Origin of the sequence: Streptomyces marianii (assembly GCF_005795905.1) — a bacterium.
Taxonomy (GTDB): domain Bacteria; phylum Actinomycetota; class Actinomycetes; order Streptomycetales; family Streptomycetaceae; genus Streptomyces; species Streptomyces marianii.
The window spans coordinates 70497-93534 of sequence record NZ_VAWE01000002.1 but is presented as its reverse complement, the minus strand read 5'-3'; the positions used below and the strand labels follow the sequence as shown (position 1 = coordinate 93534).

Here is a 23038-nt window from a genome sequence, read left to right as displayed (position 1 = left end):
ATGAGCGAACGCCGCAGCGTCACCGCCAGCGTCACCGTGGGCATCTGCGTCACCGGGCAGCGGTTGAGTACGAGGCTCGGTAGGCGGTGGTCTCGCCTTTGGCCCCCGGAGGCCCGGATCCGGTTTCACCCACCGATCGGGCCTGGGGCGCTGCCGGGTACCGAGCCCCGACGAGCCACGGCGGCTGGCACCAGGTCCCGACAGACGCCGGACGTGTCGGTGTTCTCGCCTACTGTGGCGGGGTCGATGCCGTCAGTGATCGCCGTCCGGCTCCGATGCCGGCGGCTCATGCAGGGGAGTGGGAGTGAGCTTCACGGCTACAGCCGGTACGCCGACGACACCGGAAGACCACGAGGTACCCGCGCCGGACGCCGGACAGTGGCACGAGGCGCTCAAGGAGCTCGCCGGATCGGACACCGACGACACCGCGATGGCCCGCGACGCCCTGCGCCGCAGCCGCGCCGGCCTGCTGACCGTGCGGGACATGCGCCTGGTGCTGCTGGCCACACCCGACACCCCGGCCTGGGCCCCCGCCCGGCAAGCCGTCACCGACGTCCTGTCCCGCACCCCCGACACAGCCCGGCAGGTCTTGGCCGCCCACACGCAGGTGGAGGTGTGGCCACCGCCCCGCTTCGAAGAGACCACCGCCGCGCGCGACGGCGCCCAGGTCACCGCCGCCGCCGTGGTCGGACCGGCCGACGCCCAGGTCACCGGGCCCGCCCAGAGCGCTCCCACCAGCCGGGAGGCCAAGGACCGTGCGGCACTGGCCCTCCTGGCCCGTCTCGCCGGAACCGCTCTGCCCGGCGAGGAACCAGGCGGCACCTCGGAGCGCCTCGTCCTGCCGGGCATGCCCTCGGAGGTGTTCGAGCAGCACCTGCGCCGCGACATCGAAGCCGGACGAGGCCCCAGCCCCACGCTGGAAGCCGAAGCCCTGCGCCGCGCCCGCGCCGGACGGCTACGCCACCGCGACCTGTACCTCCTGCTCCTCGCCGCCCGCGGTGAAGCCTGGACCGCCGTACGCGAGGCGTCCCTCGAGCGGGCGGCCGCGATGCCCCCGGCCCCCGCCCGGCTCCTGCACTGGCACGCCGAGCAGTTCGGCCACGACCACGGCCTGACGTACGAGGAAGAGCCCGTTGACGCGCAGGGCCGCCATCACACGCGAGCCCGGCTGACGACAGGGGAGTCGACAGCGACCGGCCCGACGCGCTCCGCCGCAGCACGCAAGACGGCCCGCCACTACGCGGCATGCGCGCTCCTCGCCCAGCTCGCCGACCTCCCCGAACCGGACCACCCGGCCGACGACACCCCACCGTCCACACCGAAGATCACCATCCCCGGACAGGGACAGGACCCGGTCAAGCACCTCAACAAGCACCACCAGCTCGACACCATCACCAAGCCCGCCGCGAGTGTGCGCGCCATGGGCTCCCGCGCCGAAGTCACCTACACCTGCCGGCACCGGGCGACCGGCACCCAGGTCAAGGCGACCGCCGCCGGCCCGGACAAGACCACCGCGCGCCGGGCAGCGGCACTGAAGCTGCTGCGCAAACTCCGCACCCTCGACGACGCCACTGCGGCCCAGGCCGACGCCCGGAACGAACCCGGCACGGACACGAGGCGGACCCCACCGGCCCCCATGCCGCCGGCCCCGGCGTCGCAACGCGCCCCCGATACGCCCGAGGCGGTATCGCGCCCTGCTCTGGAAGTGGGCGAACGGTCCGTGCAGGCCCTGCTGCTGGACGCCGTCGCCTCCGGCTGCGCGGTGATGTTCGTGCCCGCCGACGCCGGCCAGTCGGCCGCCTGGTGGGTGAAGGACAACGGGCGGCAGACACTGCCCCTGCACGGTCTGCCCGAACCGCTCACCGCCGGGCCCGGCCCCGACGGCACGGCCGGATGGCGGGTACCGCTCCTGGAGGGCCTTCCCGTCCTGCACCGCACCCACCCGGGCGCGGACGTAACCGCGGTGTTCTGGCAGCGAGCCCTCCACCTCGCCCTGCAACTCATCGCCGCCCAGCTCACCTACCCCGCCCTCACCGACGACGACCAGGCCATCTGGCGTGTCGGCCCGCTCCCGGCCGCCGCCGAGGAGGCCCTGACCGCCCTCGCCGCCGCCGCGCCCACCGGCGCGGCGCCCACCACGATCCCGGCCCGCCACGCGCTCACCACCCTGGCGGACACGATCGCCGACTCCCTCATCCGTACCCCGGCCGCCGCCCTGTTCGGCACCAGCGGCTGGACGGACGCCGCCCCGCAGCCGGTCGACCCCGCGACCGTACGCGCGGTCCGCGGATGGCTGGACGCGGTGGAGGACCAGGCCGACGGCGGCCCGGCCCCGCTGCTGATCCTCCACATCGCGCCTCCCAGCGACGACCAGGCCGCCGCCGGCCGCCTCACCGCCGACCTGCACCTGGCCCCCGCCGGCTCCGACACCCGAGCCGGGTTGCCCGCCGCCGACATCTGGGCCGGAACAGCCCACCTGGCCGGCCAGAGCGCGGACAGCGTGCGGCCCCGCGCGGCCCGCGCCCTGCGCCGCGCCGCGCGTCGATGCCCGGCCCTGGCCGGACTCGCCGGCCAGCACCACCCCGGGCGGAGCACGCTGCACCCCGCGGCGATCGAGGCGCTGCTGGAACAGGAAACCGAACTCGCCGAGACGGGGGTGCAGGTGGTGTGGCCCGAGGGCCTGCGCACCGCCCTTCAAACCTCCGCCGTGATCGGCACCGAACCCGACCCCGCCACCCACCACGCCGACCGTCGGCCGACGGGGCAGCCGCCGCGGTTCAGCGTGACCGCGCTGCTCGACTTCCGCTGGCAGGTGGCGCTGGACGGCACGGCCTTGAGCGAGGAGGAGATGGACACCCTCGCCGAGGCAGCCCGGCCCCTGGTGCGGGTACGCGGCCGATGGGTCCTGGCCGACCCGGTCCTGCGGCGCCGGGCCCGCCACCGCCTGCTGGGCCAACTGCCCGGCACCCAGGCGCTGACCGCGGCCCTGACCGGCACCGTCACCGTCGACGACACCGACGTCCCCTGCCGACCGGCCGGCGCGCTCGCCGACATGATCGGCGTGCTGCACAGCGGGGAGCACCACCCCGAACCGGTCCCCACCCCGCCCGCACTGCGCGCGTCCCTGCGCGCCTACCAGCACCGGGCCCTGACCTGGCTCGCCCACACCACCCGCCTCGGCTTCGGCGCCGTCCTCGCCGACGACATGGGCCTGGGCAAGACGCTGACCGCGCTCGCCTTCACCCTTCACCACCAGCAGCGCACCCCGGGCCCCACCCTGGTGATCTGCCCCGCCTCCCTGGTCACCACCTGGTGCCGCGAAGCCGCCCGCTTCGCCCCCGACCTGCACGTCCTTCCCTACCACGGCCCCGACCGCACCCTGGATGACGTCACCGACACCACGCTGGTCGTCACCACCTACGGCATCCTGCGCCGCGACACCGCCCGCCTGGCCGCCCGCACCTGGTCCCTGGTCATCGCCGACGAGGCCCAGCACGCCAAGAACCCCGCCTCCGCCACCGCCCGGCAACTGCGCGCCCTGCCCTCCACCACCCGCCTGGCGCTCACCGGCACACCGGTCGAGAACAACCTCTCCGAACTGTGGGCGCTGCTGGACTGGGCCAACCCCTCCCTGTTCGGGCCGCTGAAGACCTTCCGCTCCCGCTGGGCGAACGCCGCCGAGAAGGACCCCTCGGGCCGTGAAGCCACCGAACTGGGCCGCGTCGTCGCCCCGTTCCTCCTGCGGCGCCGCAAGACCGACCCCGGCATCGCCCCCGACCTCCCCGCCAAGATCGACCGGCCCCGCCTGGTGCAGCTCACCACCGAACAGGCCGGCCTGTACGAAGCCGTGGTCCGCGAAACCCTCCAGCAGATCCAGGCCAGCCGCGGCATCACCCGCAACGGCCTGGTCTTCAAGCTGATCACCGCGCTGAAGCAGATCACCAACCACCCGGCCCACTACCTGCGCGAACAACCGCCCATCGCCGCGGACGAGCAGGCGGCGTTCACCGCACGCTCCGCCAAGACCGCGGCCCTGATGGAACTGCTGGAGACGATCGGCCAGCGCCAGGAGGCCTCCCTCATCTTCACCAGCTACGTCACCATGGGCCGGCTCCTCCACCACCACCTCGACCACCACGGCTACAACCCGCTGTTCCTGCACGGCGCGACACCGCTGCCCGAACGACAGCGCATGGTCGACGCCTTCCAGGAAGGCCGGCACCCGGTGATGATCCTCTCCCTCAAAGCCGCCGGCACCGGCCTGACCCTCACCCGCGCCGGCCACGTCATCCACTACGACCGCTCGTGGAACGCCGCCGTCGAGGACCAGGCCACCGACCGCGCCCACCGCATCGGCCAGCAGCAGACCGTCCACGTGCACCGCATGGTCACCGAGCACACCATCGAAGACCGCATCGACGAACTCCTCACCCACAAGCGCGCCCTGGCCTCCGCCGTCCTGACCAGCGGAGACCACGCCCTCGGGCAGCTCACCGACCGCGAACTCGCCGACCTGGTGACCCTGGGAGCCCACCGATGACCACCCCCCACACCACCGCCCGATGGGCCCACGCCCTGACCACCGTGCTCACCGCCACCACCGACCCCGCGACCGTGAACGCCGCCCGCAGCCTCCTGGACACCGCGGCCGCGCTCAACGTCAACGAGGGCTTCGCCACCACCAAATTCACCCTGCCCGACGGCCGCGTCGCCCGGCCCCGCCTCCTCGTCGAACAGCTCACCCCCCAGCAGTGGGACCTCATCGAACACGCCATCTGCGCGCACCCCGACGCCACCCGCCTCGCCGGCACCGCCGCCATCAGCGACGAACTCACCGACCCCGCCCGCACCGCCGGCATCCCCCTGCTCCCCGCACCACACGACATCACCCACACCTGCACCTGCACCCCCGACGCGATTGCCCCGTGCGCGCACTCCGTCGCCGTCGGACTCCTCCTCACCGAACGGCTGCGCACCGCCCCCGCACCGCTGTTCACTCTCCGCGGCCGCGCCCACCACCACCTGAAGAAGCGCCTGCGCACGTCGGCACGCACCACGGTGCCCCGCCAAGGACCAGCTCCCCGCACCGAACCGGCCGCCCCCACCCACCCCCAAACACCCGCCCCCGACCGGCTCCCTCCGATTCCGGAGCCGGTCGACCTCGACCTCACCGCGTCCCGCCCCCCGCTCGCCGCACCCCTGCCCGAGCCGCCCGCGCCCCTGCCGAACCCCGCCGCCCTCACCGCCCTCACCACCGACGCCGCCCACCGCGCCCAAGCCCTCCTGGACACCGGCACGCCGCCCCCGCGGCCGGACACCGGCAGCGACATCGCCCGTTTCCTCTCCCTCCCGCACGGCGCCCCGTTCCGCACCCAGGCCATGGACCATCTCGGCCTCGACGTCGTCGGCATGGGGCACCTCACACTCGCCCACACCCACGGCGGCCTCACCGGCGCCGCCGTCTACCTCGAACCCTTCACCGTCGACCACGACGTCCTCGCCCGCGCCCAAGCCGACATCCAGCCCCTCAGGCCCGCCCCCATGGCCACCATCGAGAGCGAGCACAACCGGCTCACCGACCCCGCCGCCGGCATCCAACTGCGCTACGGACCCGACGGCCGCTGGTACCCCTACCTCGCCCCGTACGGCACCTGGCAGCCCGCCCCCGGCCCCTCCGCCGACCCCGCCGACGCCTACCGCGCCGCACGCACCGCAGCCCGGGCGCACCGCCGCGCCCGATAGGCCCCGGTGTCGGTACCCGCCGATACGCTTTTCCGCAGACCCGGCCCCCGTCAAGGGCCGGGACGCTGCGCGCCCACTGCCAAGGGCGCACAGCGCGCGGCTGCCGACGGGTGGTTCCCGACGCAGCGCACGTCCTGACCGTGGCAGCGGCCGGGACACCGCCTCGGTGCCAAACGAGGCCGGCCGGCCCGCCCCGGACAACCGGGGCGGGCCGGCAACCCCGCCCCCGGCCAGTCGAACTCCAGGCGACGGCGTACCTCGTCGGCCTCCTGCTCACGCAGCACGACGATGATCTGCGGGTGCTCGGGGCCGAAGGCGGCCAGCGCATCGCGGGCCCGCTCGTAGGCCGCCTCCTTCACGGGCCGCTGCTGGCGGTACTGAAGGCCCGGGCCGCCGTCCATTGATGTGCCGACGCGGGGCCAAGGCCTCGCACTGCCATCGCTCGGCGTCGGGCGCAGTAGGCCCGACAGGTGCGACCCGCCGCCGGCACCGGGGCGCAGCGGTGTCCGACCCCGGTGGCAGGATGGCGCAAGAACCGCCGCGTCCGCCCAGCGGCTGCGGCACCCCGAGCACCACGGAGCACCGCCCATGAACCGCAGTGAGCTGACCGCCGCCCTCGCAGAGCGCGCCGAGGTGACCCGCAAGGACGCCGACGCCGTGCTGACCGCCCTCGCCGAGATCACCGGTGAGGTCGTCGCCAAGGGCGACGAGAAGGTCACCATCCCCGGCTTCCTGACCTTCGAGCGCACCCACCGTGCCGCTCGCACCGCCCGCAACCCGCAGACCGGCGACCCCATCGAGATTCCGGCCGGCTACAGCGTGAAGGTCTCCGCGGGCTCGAAGCTCAAGGAAGCCGCGAAGGGCAAGTAGCCCCGTCCTCCGCCCCGCCGGGTGGCACAACGGCACGCCTCACCCGCGCCGAAGCCGGATAGGCATCCCGCCCACGGGGTAGTACGGACGGCGAGTGCCCTCCGACGACGGAGAGCACCACCCACAGACCAACCGGGCGAACACCCGGCATTCTTCGAAGGACACACGCATGGCCAGCGGCACCGTGAAGTGGTTCAACGCCGAGAAGGGCTTCGGCTTCATCTCCCAGGACGGCGGCGGACCGGACGTCTTCGCGCACTACTCCAACATCTCCGGCAACGGCTACCGCGAACTGGTCGAAGGCGAGCAGGTCACCTTCGACGTGACCCAGGGCCAGAAGGGCCCCCAGGCCGAGAACATCGTCCGCGGCGGCTGACCCCGGAAAATGAGCACCGCCCCGCGACGGCCACTGTAGAGTGGTCTCATCGACGCGGGGTGGAGCAGCTCGGTAGCTCGCTGGGCTCATAACCCAGAGGTCGCAGGTTCAAATCCTGTCCCCGCTACTGACCGAAGGGCCCGGATTCGTCCGGGCCCTTCGTCGTGTCTGAGCCCCGTACCGTCTCGGCCTAGCCGGACCTGACTTACTCCAGCGAGACGACGTTGTCCGGGGAGACGCAGACGCGGCCCGCTCCGATGGCGGCAGCCGTCGCCAGAGCACGGCCGACTACTCCGGCATGACCACCGATGGCGATCCGCACGTCGTCGAGCGTGCTCATCCTCGCCTCGATCACGCCGCGGCGGCCAGCCACCTCCACCTCGAACCGGCCCGCACCGCGCTCGCACACCCGGTACGTGTTCGGCCCGAGCGTGCATTCCCACCGACCCGGAGAGGTCTCGGCCAGGTCAACGAGGGTACGGATCTGCTCCAGCGGACTGGGCCCGGCCGGATGGTTCTCGTCCGCGTGCTCCTCGAACGCTCTACGGGCCAGCAGCGCGAAGGCGTGCCGGCTCACCTCACCGCACTCCGGGCACGTCAAGGCGAACCGGTCGGACCCGGCATCACCTGTATCGGTGATCGTCGGCCGCAGCCCGTTGACCATCGGCTCCAGCGCCTTGCGCTCACGACGCCCCACCTGCCGGCCCTCCCTCCTCGTACGCCGCTCATCTCCGGCGCATTCTCCGCCACGGGCAAAGCCCGGCTCACGGCGACGGACACCGTGTCGGCATGAGCACCTCCACATCGGGCCTACGGTGCATCGGTATGACGCAGCGCATCAGGATCGCGAGCCGTGCCTCGGCCATGGCGACAGCACAGGTCAACTGGCTGATGGCAGAGATCACCCGCATGAGCCCCGGCACCGTGCCGGAGTTCGTCCCCATCACGACGGCCGGCGACACATGGACCGGACCCCTGACCGAAGTCGGCGGCAAGGGCGCCTTCACCAGCGCGGTCGCCCGAGCCGTTCTCGACGGCCGCGCGGACCTCGCGCTGCACTGCGCGAAGGACATGCCTGGCGACGAGCCGGAACCCGACGGCACCGTGTGCCTGTACCCGCGACGCGACGACGTCCACGACGTTCTGGTCCACCCTGCCGGAACCAAGCTCGACGACCTGCCCGCCGGCACCCGCATCGGCACCTCCGCGCCCCGGCGGATCGCCCAGCTCGCCGCCTCCCACCCGCACCTCACCGTCGTCCCCGTACGCGGCAACGCCGACACCCGCCTCGGCCTGACCCGCTCCGGGGACGTCGACGCGGTGATCCTCGCCCTCGCCGGACTACGCCGCTTGGGTCGGGAGGCCGAAGCCACCGAGATCATCGACACCGACCGGATGATGCCCGCCCTCGGCGCCGGCCAGCTCGCCCTGCAGATCCGCGCCGACGACCACGACCTCCTCGATGTCCTCACCCCGCTCACCGATCCCGCCGCCACCCGAGCCGCCCTCGCGGAGCGGACGCTGCTGCGCGCCCTCGCCGGGCACTGCCACGCCCCGATCGCCGGCCACGCCACTGCCCACGCGGCGGGAGAGCTTTACCTGGCCGCCCGGGTCTACACCCCAAACGGATCGGCCATGCTGGCCGCCGCACGGACCGGACCCGACCCGCAGACCCTGGGCCGAGCAGTTGCCCAGGATCTCATCGCCCAGGGCGCCAACGACCTCCTCGCCTCCTCCCGGCGCCGCTGACCGGGCTCCTCCGGGCCTCGGCCATGGCGGCAGCACGGGTCACCTGGCTGATGGCAGGGGGAGATCACCCGCATGAGCCCCGGCACCGTGCCGGAGTTCGTCCCCATCGCGTTCCCTGTCAAGTCCATGTGCTCAGCTCGGGCCGGGCCTCTGAGGTTTCGCCTGGATCACTCTGCTGGGTGAAGTGGCGGAGCTTCCTTTAACGCCTTGCTTGATCCGTTTAAGGAAATGCGGAGGGCCGGATGAGAGGCCTCCGTTGGATGTGCTGGGTTACTCGGTCCCGTCGATGTCCCGGCTCTTTGACCGCAGGAACGCCGTCAGCGGCCCCATGCTGCGAGGGGGCCGCTGACGTCCGACTTGCTCGGGTTCTGTCCCTGACTGCCCGGGGCTCTTGGCCAGGCTGCCTCAGCGGCGGCCGAGTGCGCGGGTGATCCAGTCGGCGTCGCGCCACTGGGCGGTGTTGAGGGTGCCGCGGGCGTCGATGACCTTGGGGGTGGTGGTGCGGGTGGCGAGGCGCTTGGGGTCGATGGTGGTGAAGTGGTGCCACTCGGTGAGGTGGAGGAGGAGATCGGCGTCGTCGACGGCGGCGATGGGGTCTTCGACGTAGTCGAGCTCGGGGTGGAGCTTGCGGGCGTTGTCGAGGGCCTTGGGGTCGGTGACGGTGACGGTGGCGCCGAGGTCGTGGAGGGTCTGGGCGACGGCGAGGGCGGGCGAGTCGCGGATGTCGTCGGTCTCGGGCTTGAAGGCGGCGCCCCAGACGGTGATCCGCTTGCCGCGCAGGTCGGTCCCGAGTTCCTCGCGGGCGAGAGCGATGACGCGCTGGCGGCGGCGGGCGTTGACGGCGGCGGCTTCGCGGAGGATGCCGACGGCCTGGCCGGCGTCGAGCTCGTCGGCGCGGGTGATGAACCCGGCGAGGTCCTTGGGCAGGCAGCCGCCGCCGAAGCCGAGGCCGGGCCGCATGCCGTGGCGGCCGATGCGGTGGTCGTGGCCGAGAATGTCGGCGAGCCCGGCGACGTTGGCGCCGGAGGCTTCGCAGACCTCGGCCATCGCATTGATGAAGGAGATCTTGGTGGCGAGGTAGGAGTTCGCGGCGCCCTTGGCGAGCTCGGCGGTGGCCCAGTCCGTGACGATGGTGGGCGTCCCCGACTCGATGATCTTCTCGAACGCCTGCCGCAGCACCGCTTCGGCCCGGGAGTGGGTGGTGTTGAAGCCGAGGACGAGGCGGTCGGGGCGGAGGGTGTCGTCGACCGCGAAGGACTCGCGGAGGAACTCGGGGTTCCAGGCGACCTCGATGAGGTCCCCGGCGGGGGCGTACTTGCGCAGGATCTCGGCGACGCGGGGTGCGGTGCCGACAGGGACGGTGGACTTGACCGCGACGACGGCCGGGGTCGTCAGGCCGGGGGCCAGGCGGCGGACGGCGTCGAAGAGGTGGGTGAGGTCGTAGGCGTCGCTGTTGGGCTGGTTCGGGGTTCCGACGCCGATGAAGTGCAGGTCGGCGAAGTCGGCGGCCTCGCCGTAGGAGGCGGTGAACTTCAGCTGGCCGGAGGCGGTGTGCTTGGCGAGGAGGTCGTCGAGGTCGCGTTCGAAGAACGGGGCCTTGCCGGAGTTGAGGGTGTGGACCTTGTCGATGTCGGAGTCCATGCCCAGGACCTCGTGGCCGAGCTCGGCCATGCAGGCGGCGTGGGTGGCGCCGAGGTAGCCGCATCCGATGACGGTCATCTTCATGAGCGGGGTCGTCCCTTCGGGTGGGGCCGCCGCTGGCGGCCCCACCCTGACCACCCCGCCCGGAAGGGCGGGGTGGTCAGGAGGGCCCGGCGGCCAGATAGCGGTGGATCCCGTCCCGGATGAACGGCGGGATCGTGAGGATGCCGAGGTGCTCGGGGGCGAAGAACTGGAGCTTGACGCCCTCGGAGAGCGGGAGGCTGGTCTCGTCGCCGTCCCAGGTGGCGGCGAAGAAGGTGATGATCTGCCCGGAGCCGCGGTGGTCGGTGATCTCGAACAGCTCGGTGAGGGAGTCGGCGGCCAGGCCGGCTTCTTCGTCGAGTTCGCGGACGATCGCGGTGGCCGGGTCCTCGCCGGGGTCGCAGCCGCCGCCCAGGAGGCTCCAGTGGGCGGGCCAGGCGATGTGGGGGAGGTCGTCGCGGAGGTGGAGGAGGAGTTCGCCGCGGCGGTTGGTGATGATTGCGACGGCTCCGCGGGCGGGGCCCGGCTCCGGGCTGGCGGGGGTGTCGGAGTGCATTCCGACACGCTAGTGGGGCGGTTGGGGATCACGCGGCAGCCCGGACGGTCCGGTCGGAGAACCAGGCGGCTGTCATCAGGGCCTGCATGCGGGTGCGGTCGAACCGGCCGCCGTGGGCCAGACCCCCCTCGAGGAGGGGACGGAAGCCCGTCGGCGCATCGGTGAGGGCCATGCGGATTTGGGAGTCGGCCCAGTCGGCGAGGTCGCCGTTGAGCCAACTGGGGACCGGGGAGGCGAAGCCGAGCTTGTCCCGGCTGGCCCAGACCTCGCGGGGCAGGCCGAGGGCCTTGGCCGCGTCCCGCAGGATCCGCTTGCCCTGGGCCGGGTGGGTGATCTTGTGCTCGACCGGCAGCCGGTAGGAGAACTCGACCAGGTCGCGGGCGAGGTAGGGGGACCGCCGTTCGAGTGCGCAGGCGGAGGCGAGTTTGTCGCTGGTCATCACCAGCGGCCTCCAGGCCGTGGCCAGGTCGGCCAGTGTCAGGCTGCGGGCCAGGTCCCCGCCGGCCCGGGCCATCGCGTCGGCGACCAGGTCCTTCACCCGCCCGTCCGGGTCCGGTCCGCGCAGGATCAGCCGGGTGACCGCCTCCGCCGGGTCAAGGGGTTCGCCGGCGGTGTGCAGGAGCTTGGCGGCCAGTGGCCGGTATGCCTCCAGCCCGGCGTTCAGGACGGCTTCGGGGCCGAAGAGGACCAGGGCCTGGCGGACGTAGCCCATGAGGAACTCGTCCGGTCCGAGCCCGCCGATCACGACCCGCAGACCGAGGTCGGAGATCTTCCGGTAGGCCATGTGCTCGGAGAACGTGGACGCGTTGCCCATCGGGTAGTCCAGGGCCCGCGTCATGTGCGGCAGGGCATGGGCGAAGTCGACGTGGTCCGGCTCGATCACCACCAGTTCGGCCTTGATGTCCCGGGCGATCATGGCGGCCGTGGAGGACTCGTCCAGGCGGTCCTGGCCCGGGTAGCGGACCGTGACGCAGACCGGGGGCCGCATGAGGTAGGCCAGCACCGCCGAGTCCAGCCCGCCCGAGAGGAGGAGAGCGAAGTCGCAGGCCGGAGACCGGAGGGGGATCTGCTCGGCCAGGATGGTCGAGAACTTCGCCAGGGCCTCGTCGTAGGTGCCGGTGAACGGGGCCCGGTCCTCGAGGTGCCACCAGGTCATCTGGTCGATCGAGCCGGTGGTGACGTCGAAGGACAGCAACGTGGCCGGGGCCAGCAACTGGATCCCCTGGAATGGGGTGTCCACCCCGGTCGGCGTCTCGATCGCGGTGACCTCGGGCCGTAAGACCAGCGGGGCCGGCCCGTAGCCGGTCAGCGTGGTGACCTCGGAGGCGAACGCGAGCCGGCCGCCGTCCAGCCGCCAGTAAAGCGGTTTCTCGCCCAGCCGGTCGCGGGCGAGGAACAGCTTCGCGGTCCGCGGGTCATAGACGGAGATCGCGAACATGCCGTCGAGGCCGTCCAGGCAGGACGGGCCGAGCTTGGCCCAGGCCCGCAGCAGGAAGTGGGCGTCCGACTCCCGCTCGCCGATCGTGATGCCCCAGGCGGCGGCCTGCTGCCGCCAGTTGTAGATCTCCCCGTTGAAGGCCAGCAGGAGTCCGGTGTCCCGGTCGAGGTAGGGGCCGGGCGTGGCCTGCGGGTCGACGATCAGGAGGGTGTTCATGGCCAGCACCGCCCGCCCGTCCCGGGCGGCGGCGTGCATGGTGCCGTCCGGGCTGCGGTAGTGCTGCGAGTCGCCCATCGCGGCGACGGTCTTCTCGTGCCGGAGAGCATCTCCTCCGGCCAGTCCTGCGATTCCGCACATCTGGTTCACCCCCGAGCGTGAAGTCGTGGCGCCTTGGCGGCGGTCGCCGCCGGGAGCCCCTTCCTGGCGTCCCGGCGGCGGCCAGTGCCCTCATCACACCCGCTGGCCGGTGGTGTCAGGGAGGGCTCGCAGGGGGGCTCACAACTCGCGAAAGCGGTTCACTCAGGGTCCGCAGGGCAATACCCTCGGTGTCCCGTGGCGGAGGACAACCGTCCTTCCCGACCCGGCCGGAAGCAGTGCGGCTGAATCCGCGCTCGCGCGATCCGGCCCCGTGGCGTTTCCTCGTCAGCGTCCTCACCGCATTGCTGACCTGGAGGAAGAGGGGATTTCTGGTGGCGTCGACCAGCCGTCGGAAGCGTCCGCCGAACGCGGACCTGGCCCGGCTCATCGAGACCTGCGGCGCGAGCCACAAGTCGTTGGCCCTGCGGGTCAACCAGCTCGCCCAGCAGGCAGGGCTGGAGACGGACTACTCACACACGTCCGTCGCGAACTGGTGCATGCGAGGCATGATCCCCAAGTGGCCGGTGCCGACGTTGCTCGCGCAGGCCATCGGCGAACGACTCGGCCGGCCGGTGTCTCTGTCTGAAATCGGTATGGGCGATGCGGAGACACCGGACGCGGATGTGGGGTTGGATTTCCCGCGGGACCGTGGCGATGCGGTCCGAGTGGCCACCTCGTTCTGGAGTTTCGTGAACCGCCGCGACTTCCTGACCGGATCCGGCTTCGCCGTGTCCGCGTTCACCACCCCCGTGACCCGCTGGCTGGTCGCCCCCGCCGACGACGCCGCAGACATGGCCGGCGGCAAGAAAGTCGGCCGGGCCGACCTGGAAGAACTCCGCGACGCGGCCGACGAGGCCCGCCGCTGGGACTCCAAATACGGCGGCGGGAACTGGAAGGCCAACTCCGTCACCGTCTGCCTCCAGGAACGGGCTGCCCCGCTGCTGCGGGGCTCCTTCACCGACGCAGTCGGCCGGGACCTGTTCTCCGTGACCTCCGAGCTGTCACGGCTGGCGGGGTGGACGGCCTTCGACGTGGGCCAGCACGACGTCGCCCAGCGGCACTTCATCCAGGCCCTCCGCCTGGCCCGCGCGGGCGGCGACGTCCAGCTCGGCTGCTATGTCCTCACCACGATGGCGATGCAGTCGCTGCTGCGGGGCTTCGGCTCCGAGGCCGTCGACATGGCCCAGGGAGCCTTCGAGCGGGCCAAGGGGCAGGCCGCCCCCAGGGTGCTGGCGTTCACCAAGCTGATCGAGGCCCGTGCCCATGCCCGGGAAAGGGACGCCAAGGCCGCCTCACGGGCCCTTGCGGCGTCCGAGGACCTCCTGGGCCAGGCCGAGGCATCCAGCGGCTCAGAGCCTGCCTGGATCGACTTCTATCACCATGCCCGCCTCTCCGCCGACGCCGCCGAGGTTTTCCGCGACCTGAAGAATCCCAAGGCGGCTCTCGCCTGGAACCAGCAGGCCGCCGCTATGCCGTCCGGGGTGTTCACCCGCTCGGTCGGGATGCGGCTGGCGATCGTGGGGACCGCCCACCTCCAGGCCCGCCAGCTGGACCAGGGCCTGGAGCTCGGCAACCGGTCCGTGGACATTCTCGCCCGCGTCCAGTCCTCCCGGGCTAAGGACTACGTCCGCGAGTTCAACACCGCCCTCGCCCCCTGGCGGCGCGAGCCGGCCGTCCGCGAGTTCCTCCACCGCACTCGCACCGAGCTCGGCGTCGCCGCCTGAGACGGCCTTCCCCCTCCTCGAGGAAGGGGGAAGTACGGGCGAACGTGCTCAGTCGCGTACGACTTCCTCATGCGCCATCGCGTACGGATATCTGTGCTCAGCCGCTTGTTCGAGCCGAGAGGCGGCTGAGCATGCCTGCTCCCTCCCGCCCGCATCGGCCACCAGAGCTGCAAGGGCCGCACCGTTGGCCAGGAGAACGTCACCCGTTCCGCCCTCTGCAGAAAGACGTCCGGGTAGCATCGTGCGGACGCACATCACCGCGAGGCGTGCCTTGCCCGGACCCACCTCCGGGCTCTGGTGAATCCAGCTGCCGCTGGGAGGTGACGCAGTGGTGATGCATGGCGTTTCTCTCGTCTTTGACCGCCTTTGCGCACTCGGCGTTTGTCGTGGTGGGGCGGCATGACGCGGAGCGTGCAGGAGCTGTCTTGTCATCGAAGAACGTCACCAACCGCCAGCAGATCGCCCGGGCGCTCAACAAGGCGACCGGCTGCGGATACCAGCGGGCTCTGGAACGCGTCGTCGACGCCGCCGAGCGCAAACTGCTGCCCCGGGTCCTGGACGCGGCCGGCCGTGCGGAGGCCGTCCGGATTCTCACCGACCCGGCTGCGGCCGCCCGAGTCCCCAGCCGCATGCTCGCGAGGGACTACCTGAAGGACCTGGTCGCGGAGCTCCGTCTCCTGGGATGGGGAGCCGGCGACCATGAGCCCGAGGTGGACTGCTTCGGCCTCACGGTCTACGCGGGGCCTGTCGCGGGTCTCAGCTTGTCCGTGGGACGCGCAGATGACGATGCCGACGGCGATGAACACGATCCGGATGACCCGGGCCAATCGGACCTGACCAAGCCGCTGTACCTGACCTCGATGTGCCCGTCGGGCAACGCGACTGTCGAGGACTTCGAGGACGGCCTCGCGGACTGCTCCACCGAAGCCGTCCGCGTCACCGCGCGCCGCATGGACTCCAAGCTCGGAAAGACCCGGCTCCACCGGGTTTGGGGCACAGAAGAGCACTCCACCGCGTCGTGTCCGATCTGCGCAGACCGGTATCCCGAGCACCATCTGCTGAAGAACTCGCCCAGCGCCATCCCCGTGTGCCCCGCCTGCATCTTCGACGGCGACCAGGCCTACCGCACCGATCTGCCGTACCTCGCGGTCCAACTCGACCGGCTTCTCCACGACGACCTGGCCGCTCCGGCGGGATGGGACGCGGTCGCGGCCGTCCTCGCCCTGACCTGCGGCCCCAACCTGGGCACGCGGCTCGACCGCGAACTGAAGGAGCGCGGCGGCTGGCCGATCGTCATGGAACGTTGGGGTGAGCCGCTGGAGCGATCCTGGATCTGGCTCCCGCCGCCCGCTCACCGGCACGAGGCGTTCAAGCACCTGGGCGCCGGCGCGACCCTGGCCGCGCTCGTCGACGCCGTCGACCGCCACGACCCCACCGCCCGCGCCGCGGCGAAGGCCCTGTGCCGGGAATCCGGAGTGCGCTGGCGCGACGCCCTGTGGCCCGCCGCCATCGCCTACGCCGTGGCTTTCACGACCCAGAGCCACGAGCGCGACCGCCACCGCACCCCCTTCCACGTCGTCCACTCCCTCAGCGACGGACTCGGGCAGACCATGAAGCCCTTCGCCGTCAGCGGGGACGCCTCGAACGTCGAGTACGGGCTCGAAGCGCTGCTCAAGTACCAGCTGTTCCCGATGCTCCTCGGGCACAGCCTGGATGAAGAACCCGACGACCCCCGCCGCCGGTACGGAGCGCAGCCTGACGACGACCGCCCCGCCCGGAGCCGGGCCGACGCCCACCTCACCCACGGGATCGACCGGGCGAACCAGGTCGCTGTCGTCCTGGGCAAGATCCCCTTTACGCTGGCCGGCGTCCCGGTCTGGGACGGCGCAGGAGTGGCCGGAGTCGATGCCCAGGGCCTGGGAAGCACCGCGCCCGCGAACGACCTGTGCCGTGCGATCCGGGAGGAAGCCCGCCAGCAGGCGGCTGAAGCCCTCTACGACCTCGACGGGCGCGACGCGGTCGACGCCGACCAGGCGTGGGCCCGCAGCGGCTGGTGGATTCCCTCGGACCACGCCCCCCACGCGGTGCGCCAGGCGCAGCAGTTCCTCCCCGTGAAGACCAGGGTCCACGCACTGTGGCTCGGGCCCGCTGCGCAGCTCCCCGAACCCGTGGAGATCTGCGTCGACATCACCAGCGTGAACGCGCACAGCACCGGCCCCCGCGACGTGCCGTGGCTGCAGGTGTCGGACGGCCGCTCCGTGTTCGGGCTGACGCTGTCGGACGTCGCGCTGATCCGCCGGGCCGAACCCGGGGACGAACTCACCGAGGTCTGGCCCTCCGACCATCCATCGAACCGCGGGGATGACGCCCCGGCGACCGAGACGAGCCCCGCCACGTCGGACGAGTCGCTGCCCACGCTCGATGAACTGTCCCTGCTGACCAACCAGTTCCTGCATCTGGCCGGACACCGGCTCGGCGAAGGCTGGAAGAGCGTCGACGAGAGGGCCTACGCCGCCCACCAGCGCCTGGAGAAGGCTCTCGAAGCCGAATACACGGGCTTCGCGGCCACGAGGGTCAAGGTGTGGATCAACCTGTTCGACACTACGCACCCCTGCCCGAGCGGACAGACCCAGGCCTTGCCCGCGTACGCGCTGACCGGCAAGCCCTACGAGGTGGAACTCGACGTCCACGCGCATGACCCGTCCTGCGGCTGCGGCCAGGAGTACGGCTTCGGCGACTTCTCCGACCGCGTCAGCCAGCTCCTCATCGTCCTGTGCCTGTACGGCGGACTGATGGAGGCCCACCCCATGATCGAGACCGCCACCGCGACAGGTGATCCGAACGAGCACGAAGCCGTCCTACGCGACATCACCTGGGAGGTCGACGGACCCGACAGCTACGACTTCCGGGAGATCCAGCGCCGGGTGATCCGGGACATCACCGACCCGGAATCGGACCTGAACACCGACACCAACCCGACCTACATCCTGCCGTACATGGCCGCGGACGGCTGGTACCTGCCCGAAGGCGGGACCTCGATGATGTTCCACGGCCGCCAGCACGAAGACGACTGACCACAACGGGCCGCCGCGCACCGCCGCCCCACGATCGGGATATGGCAGAGGGGCCTGCGTTGAGATCCTCAACCCGGCAGCCGTGCCGGGCGCTGGACCACCGAGGCAGTGGGCGTGCCATCCCGCGCGTGGGGCTGCGGCGCCGGTTTGCCATACCGGAATCGGTATGTATACCGTTCGCGGTATGACTCGGGCTTCAGACGATCAGGCAGTACGCGACCTTGCCTATGCCATCGCCCAGCAGGTCCATGACCTGCGCCACGAGAAGGGCGTCAGCCAGTCCGATCTCGCCTCGCGGGCAGGGACGCGTCAGCCTCATGTCTCACGCTTGGAGGCCGCCCGCTCCCTGCCCAGCCTGGAACTGCTGGTGAGGATCGCCGAAGGTCTCGACGCCACCATTACCGTCACTCTGACTCCGAGATCCGCCCAGCCGCGCAGCGCGGCTACCTCGCCTCGCGAGGTGACCGCGTGAGCCGCCTGAGGTGGTTCGACCAGCGGCGTTCCTGGAAACACCGCCACTACGGATACGGGCTGTACGTCGGCTATTTGGTCGCTTCCTTCGTGGTGCGTCCACTTCCCTTGCCGAGAAGCGTCGCCATCGCTCTCTCCGTCGGACTGCTGATTGCGGCAGGCAGCGGCCTCGCAGCCATGTACCGCCACCATGGACGGCTGTGTGAGCGCTGTGTCGAGGAGATGCCCCTGAACCCCCAGGAGACAGCCAGCAAACGGAGGAGCCTCCTCAGGCTCTACCATGCGTCAGTGGTCCTGGCCGTCTTCAACGTGTCTGTGATGGCCGTGTTCCTGCTCGCCCTCACGCGAGAGTGGACGGCTCTCGAGATCGTCGCGTTCGAGGTGATCCTCGTGACGAGCCTCGCAGCGATTGTCAGCCAACGGAGCCACAGCAGGCTCCAGCCGTGGTGCCCGTGGTGCCGGCACGGCGGCCGCGGCCCGCGGGAGGTACAAGGAGATCCGGAGCCGACTGCCGGCCATGGCCGGCCACTGCCGGCCATGGGGTGACAGATGCCCAGTAGCAACCGCTTCGATCAGCCGCCGACCTCGGTCCACGTGGCGGGCGCCGCGCCAGGCGATGGCTGGCAGTACGTGGCCTTCATGCGTGCCCGCGTGTCGGGGCACAAGGGCAACTCCGTCATCCGGCGCCCAGATGACGGCACCGGCGTGGTCGGGGCAGAGATCATCGGCGTGGCGGTCTGTCTCCTTCCGCTGCCGAGGGGGACGGCAGTCCGAGTCAACGCCTCCTCTGAGACCAACGAGTACGTGCTCCGGCTCGCCGCAGGCGAGAGACTGCCTCTCCCCCCGGAGATCCGCCACCTACGCGACATGTTCACGATGGTGACTGAAACCGGCCCCTCCCCCCACCGTCTCCTCGACCCCCGGCTGACGGTGGTGGACCGGCTGGAGAACGCTGTCGCCGGGCGCAAGGAGTGCCTGCCGTTCGACCATCTGATCGCCGCGCTCGAAACCTCCATGAAGAGCACGAAGCGGCGGACGGAGCGCCTCACCAGGCTGGCGGGGGAACCCGGCTTCACCGCTGACTACACGGACCGCAACGGGCAGGGTGTCTGTGCTTTCGTGGAGACCAAGGACAGCGCTCCAGTCGGGCCGGTGATGTTCGTCCCACTGCCCGAAGCGATCGACTCGGCGTGGGGTGAGACGGCTGCGGTCCTGCTCGCCTTCCTCTATGCACGAGCGGCTGGCCACGAACATCCGGTGATCTACAACGACAGCCAGGGCACGGTGGATCGCCTGCAGCCTCCGAAACCCACGAGGTCTCTCCGGCAGGTGTTGTGCCCGTCGGCGCCTCCTGTGATCCAGCGTCTCCTTGAACATCCCCATCTCGCACGCATCCGTACTATCAGGACAAGTTGGGTCCCCCGGTACTCCACTGCCGCCCAGGGCGCCACCGATCAAGTGGCGCGGCTGGTGACCGGTGGCGTTGTCCCGGACGGGACCGTGAAACTCACGGTTCAGCAGGTCCTCGACGAGTCACCGCTCACCACCCTTCACGAGCTCCAGCAGCGCGGGGCTATCAGCGGCCTGGAATACTCGTTCAGCAGCAGCGGACCGGCACATCGGCTCACCTTCCTGTGCGCAGCACACGCAACTCATCAAGGGCAAGGTCTGACTGCCATGTCCACCGGGTCCACCAAGAAGGCGGCCAAGACCAACGCCGCCGGCGCACTGTTGCGTCAGGTCAGCGCACTCCGGGACCGATCCGAGCAAGGCTGATCTCCGTCACCACGGCAGAGCCACGACCGGCCATGGAGGCCCCTGCGCCTCGTTGCCGGTCGCGTCCCCCGCCGTGCGCCCCCTTGGACGTGGCCCGCGGTACCCCGAGCTCCCGGGCCGTGCTGCGCAGCTTCCGTGCGCAGTCCCGAACGTCCCCGTGCCGGCACCACCCCACTCACGCCTTCGCCCAGTCCCGCCAGGCCGAGCACGGCCCCGCGCGGCTGCCTGGCCGGACAGACACCCGCCAAGTGTTCTCCGCTGGCGGGCGGTGACCGGTCCGGCTGATTCGGCATGGGGAGCCCGCGCCGTGCGGGACAATCGCCCCGGCGGGCGCAGCGCCCGGGCAGGCACGACGCACGGGCGGGGCGATGCAGGACGTACGGGAACTGCTGGCCGAGTACGGCCAGGTCCACAGCGACGAACTGTCGGAGGGGGACCGCCACCGGCTCCTGGTCGACGTCGTGGCGGCGCTGATCCGGCGTACCGACCCCGATGCGACGCTCGTCTACCGCTCGCCCGATGAGCCGGCCGTGTTCTTCGAGCTCGCCGGACGCGACTACGCGATCACGGTGACGACCGCAGTGGGCGAGGACGCGGTCACCGCGGCCCGCGCCGCGGCGACCGCCCGCGAGCGCGACCTCGGGCCGGGCGTGCGATGGGTCCTGATCTGCGCGAGGGTCGCAGGCCAGGAGATCGGCGCCGAGGGGGTGAGTGCCGTCCTGCGGACGCAGGGCGTCCTCCTGGACCGGGACCATCTCGAGGCCGCCGTCTGCGACCTCACCTCGCTCACCGCTCTGATCCGCGCGGCCTTCCGGCCGCCACGACCACCGCACACTCCGCTCCACGAGCTCCTGCTGCATGAACCTGCGGATCCCGCCCCGGCGCTGGCCCCGGAGGCTCGCCCGTCCGGGGCGCCGAGCGTGCCGTCCCAGACACCGGCCGGCGTCGACCTCAGCGTCGTCCTGTCCGGCGAGTCCTGGCCGGTGCGCCCGACCGGGATGGCCTGGGAATCCGTCGCCCGCGCGCTGATCACCACCGAGGCGGGTGTCGCGGAAGTAGACCTGCAGCGGGGTGGAACCAGGTGGCGGCTGCCCCTGCCCGGCGTCCACGGCGCCGCGGCAGTGTCGGCGGACGGCTCGGTGTGGGTGCTGTGCGGGCCGGCCGTGGTGCAGTGGCGCGACGGCGTGCTGCGGGCGGTCGGCGGCGGATTCGAGGCGAACGCCAGCCTGCTGCTCGGCCCCGACTCCAGCGTGTGGGTCCTGTCCGGGTCCGGAGCGACGCTCGGCACCGGAACCGGCTCGACCCTGGCGCTCACGCGCCTCGACGAGCAGGTGGGCGACCAGCAGCGCTTCGCCCTCGACTTCGACGCGGCGGTCCGCTCGGCCGCCTGGCTCGGCGAGCGGCGCTTCCTCCTCGCCGCCGGCGGCCACAGTGCCATCGTCGACCTCGCCGTCAGCACCAGCGCCGGAACACGCGAGGACTGGATGCTGACCCCGGTGTCCTACCCGGGACACCTCGCCCGCAGCGGCGGCGACACCGTCCTGGTGGCGGGGCGGGCCGGCTCGGGCGTCGGCGTGGAACTGCACGTCCTCGACACCGCCGGCCGCACCAGCACCACGGTCGCCGAAGTACAGCTCGGCGACGTCCTCGGACTCGTCCAGAACCCGGCGGGCGGACCCGCGTACCTGCTGGGAGCGCGGCCGACGAACGACACCGACGCCGTCCACCCCGTGCTGATGAAGGTCACCGGCCACGCGGCAGCCGCCGCGACGAGCGCCCCGGACCCTCTGCCGCCGGCCGTCGACGCCTACGCCGAGGTACGCCGCCTGGCCCGCGGCGCGAGGAGCGACTACGCGCTGGAGAAGTTCCCGCTGCCGGACGGCAAGGGCGGCATGGGCATCGTCCACGAGGCCGTACACAAAGCGACCGGGACCGTCGTCGCCTTCAAGAAGCCCCGCTCGCTGCGCGAAAACCTGACCGCGCGGATGCTGCGCGAGATTGAGGTGGCACAGAAACTCGGCACCAACCGTCACGTGATGCCGGTCCTCGACTTCAGCCCCCGCGCCGAGTGGTTCGTCATGCCCATGGCCCAGAACACCGCCGAACGCCTGCAGCCCGAACTGCAGCAAGATCCGACCGCCCTGCGGGCCCTGGTCGACGCGGTCGCCTCCGCCCTGGCCGACGCCCACCGCCTGGACTACCTGCACCGCGACATCAAGCCCGCCAACATCCTGCTCCTCGACGGCCGCTGGGTCCTTGGCGACTGGGGCATCGTGCGCCGCCCCCGCGGACAGACCACCAACCCCAACCGCACCGGCACCAAGATCGGAACCATCGAGTTCGGCGCCCCCGAGCTGTCCGTCGACCCGCACAATGCCACGCCCACCAGCGACATCTACAGCCTCGGCAAGGTCATCGGCTGGCTGCTCACCGGTCTCCCGCCGGAAGTGAACGTACCGCTGCTGCCCTCAGGGCCCTGGCGAGGCATCGTCCGCAGGTGCACCTACCGCGACCCGCGACAGCGCCCGCAGACGATCGCCGACTTCCTCGACCTGGTCGACCAGGAGACCGCACCGCAGACCGGCCTGCCCGTCGCACGGGCCCACCAACTTCTGACGGCCGCCCAGGACGGGGACGCCGACGCCGCCCGCCGGCTGCTGGCCCTGGTCGCCGACCACAACGACGACTACGAGCTCTACCTCGACGTGCTGACCGGCCTGGACATGGAGACGATCGCCCCGCTCCTGATGGACCACCCCGAGCAGACCCGCACCCTGGTGGAGGCGATGACCGGGCATGTCCAGGGCGATGGAACCGGCTGGCCGCACTACAACGAATCCAAGCGGGCCATCGCCTGGCTACGCGGCGTTGCCCGCCACGCTGCCGAGGAACAGCAGTGGGACCTCCTGGAGGAGGCCGCCCGCGGCATGTGTACCTGGGACGAGGCGTCCAACGAGTTCGATCAGCAGAACGCGACCCGCAACTGGCTGCGCCGACTGCGCGGCCAGGCCGCCCGGATCGTCGCCGACGCGCTGCGAGACCACCCCGACAGCGCCCGCTTCTACCACGAACTCGCCGGCGAGCGCGGTGTAGACATGGCCATCCGCAACGCCGTGAACCCCCCGACCGGCAACTGACCAGCGCCAGCACCCTGCACCACGTGAAGACCGTGAACATCGCCCGCGAGCTCAAGGCTGGCTTTGTTCACGAGTTGTTGTGAAG

General features: G+C 71.5%; 15 protein-coding genes and 1 tRNA gene. 12 read left to right on the top strand and 4 right to left on the bottom strand.

Features of this window, described 5'->3' with window-relative positions:
- The first annotated feature begins 304 nt into the window (after window positions 1-304).
- The 5 genes from FEF34_RS38295 (at window position 305) to FEF34_RS38275 (ending at window position 7115) form a co-directional block, all read left to right on the top strand.
- On the top strand, window positions 305-4540 hold the full coding sequence (locus tag FEF34_RS38295) for a DEAD/DEAH box helicase (RefSeq protein WP_234043314.1): 4236 nt from the start codon (window positions 305-307) through the stop codon (window positions 4538-4540).
- Window positions 4537-5742, top strand: a complete 1206-nt coding sequence (locus FEF34_RS38290; protein ID WP_138058064.1) for a hypothetical protein — start codon at window positions 4537-4539, stop codon at window positions 5740-5742. Before FEF34_RS38295 ends, FEF34_RS38290 begins: the two co-directional genes overlap by 4 nt.
- A gap of 588 nt (window positions 5743-6330) precedes the next feature.
- Window positions 6331-6612 (top strand): HU family DNA-binding protein, encoded by a 282-nt coding sequence (locus FEF34_RS38285; protein ID WP_138058063.1) that lies wholly within the window; start codon window positions 6331-6333, stop codon window positions 6610-6612.
- Window positions 6613-6781: 169 nt separating this feature from the next.
- The gene (locus FEF34_RS38280) at window positions 6782-6988 is read left to right on the top strand and encodes a cold-shock protein (RefSeq protein WP_138058062.1); all 207 of its coding nucleotides are present in this window, start codon (window positions 6782-6784) and stop codon (window positions 6986-6988) included.
- Between the two features lie 53 nt (window positions 6989-7041).
- A tRNA-Met gene (locus FEF34_RS38275) sits at window positions 7042-7115 on the top strand.
- Between the two features lie 78 nt (window positions 7116-7193).
- On the opposite strand, the gene FEF34_RS38270 is transcribed toward FEF34_RS38275, so the two are convergent.
- Window positions 7194-7685, bottom strand: coding sequence for a hypothetical protein (locus FEF34_RS38270; RefSeq protein ID WP_138058061.1), 492 nt, complete (start codon window positions 7683-7685; stop codon window positions 7194-7196).
- A 128-nt stretch (window positions 7686-7813) separates the two neighbouring features.
- Here FEF34_RS38270 and hemC point away from each other — a divergent pair, with 128 nt between their 5' ends.
- On the top strand, window positions 7814-8737 hold the full coding sequence (gene hemC, locus FEF34_RS38265; protein WP_407698377.1) for a hydroxymethylbilane synthase: 924 nt from the start codon (window positions 7814-7816) through the stop codon (window positions 8735-8737).
- Between the two features lie 405 nt (window positions 8738-9142).
- On the opposite strand, the gene FEF34_RS38260 is transcribed toward hemC, so the two are convergent.
- The 3 genes from FEF34_RS38260 to FEF34_RS38250 all read right to left on the bottom strand — a co-directional run bounded on the left by FEF34_RS38260 (window position 9143) and on the right by FEF34_RS38250 (window position 12771).
- Window positions 9143-10462: a UDP-glucose dehydrogenase family protein gene (locus FEF34_RS38260; protein ID WP_138058060.1), complete on the bottom strand. Its 1320-nt coding sequence runs from the start codon at window positions 10460-10462 to the stop codon at window positions 9143-9145.
- A 76-nt stretch (window positions 10463-10538) separates the two neighbouring features.
- Window positions 10539-10976: an NUDIX domain-containing protein gene (locus tag FEF34_RS38255; protein WP_138058059.1), complete on the bottom strand. Its 438-nt coding sequence runs from the start codon at window positions 10974-10976 to the stop codon at window positions 10539-10541.
- Between the two features lie 28 nt (window positions 10977-11004).
- Window positions 11005-12771 (bottom strand): asparagine synthetase B family protein, encoded by a 1767-nt coding sequence (locus FEF34_RS38250; protein ID WP_138058058.1) that lies wholly within the window; start codon window positions 12769-12771, stop codon window positions 11005-11007.
- A gap of 332 nt (window positions 12772-13103) precedes the next feature.
- Between FEF34_RS38250 and FEF34_RS38245 the strand changes: the two genes are divergently transcribed.
- From FEF34_RS38245 to FEF34_RS38220, 6 genes are all read left to right on the top strand, one after another.
- Window positions 13104-14495: a sporulation protein gene (locus FEF34_RS38245; RefSeq protein ID WP_138058057.1), complete on the top strand. Its 1392-nt coding sequence runs from the start codon at window positions 13104-13106 to the stop codon at window positions 14493-14495.
- Window positions 14496-14920: 425 nt separating this feature from the next.
- Window positions 14921-17569, top strand: a complete 2649-nt coding sequence (locus tag FEF34_RS38240; protein ID WP_138058056.1) for a hypothetical protein — start codon at window positions 14921-14923, stop codon at window positions 17567-17569.
- Window positions 17570-17753: 184 nt separating this feature from the next.
- On the top strand, window positions 17754-18041 hold the full coding sequence (locus FEF34_RS38235; protein WP_171053365.1) for a helix-turn-helix domain-containing protein: 288 nt from the start codon (window positions 17754-17756) through the stop codon (window positions 18039-18041).
- Window positions 18038-18586, top strand: coding sequence for a hypothetical protein (locus tag FEF34_RS38230; RefSeq protein ID WP_138058054.1), 549 nt, complete (start codon window positions 18038-18040; stop codon window positions 18584-18586). Before FEF34_RS38235 ends, FEF34_RS38230 begins: the two co-directional genes overlap by 4 nt.
- Window positions 18587-18589: 3 nt before the next feature.
- Window positions 18590-19816, top strand: coding sequence for a putative dsRNA-binding protein (locus FEF34_RS38225; protein ID WP_138058053.1), 1227 nt, complete (start codon window positions 18590-18592; stop codon window positions 19814-19816).
- Window positions 19817-20184: 368 nt separating this feature from the next.
- Entirely contained in the window at window positions 20185-22953 is a 2769-nt protein-coding gene (locus FEF34_RS38220) for a serine/threonine-protein kinase (protein ID WP_138058052.1), read from the top strand.
- The last annotated feature ends 85 nt before the right edge of the window (window positions 22954-23038 follow it).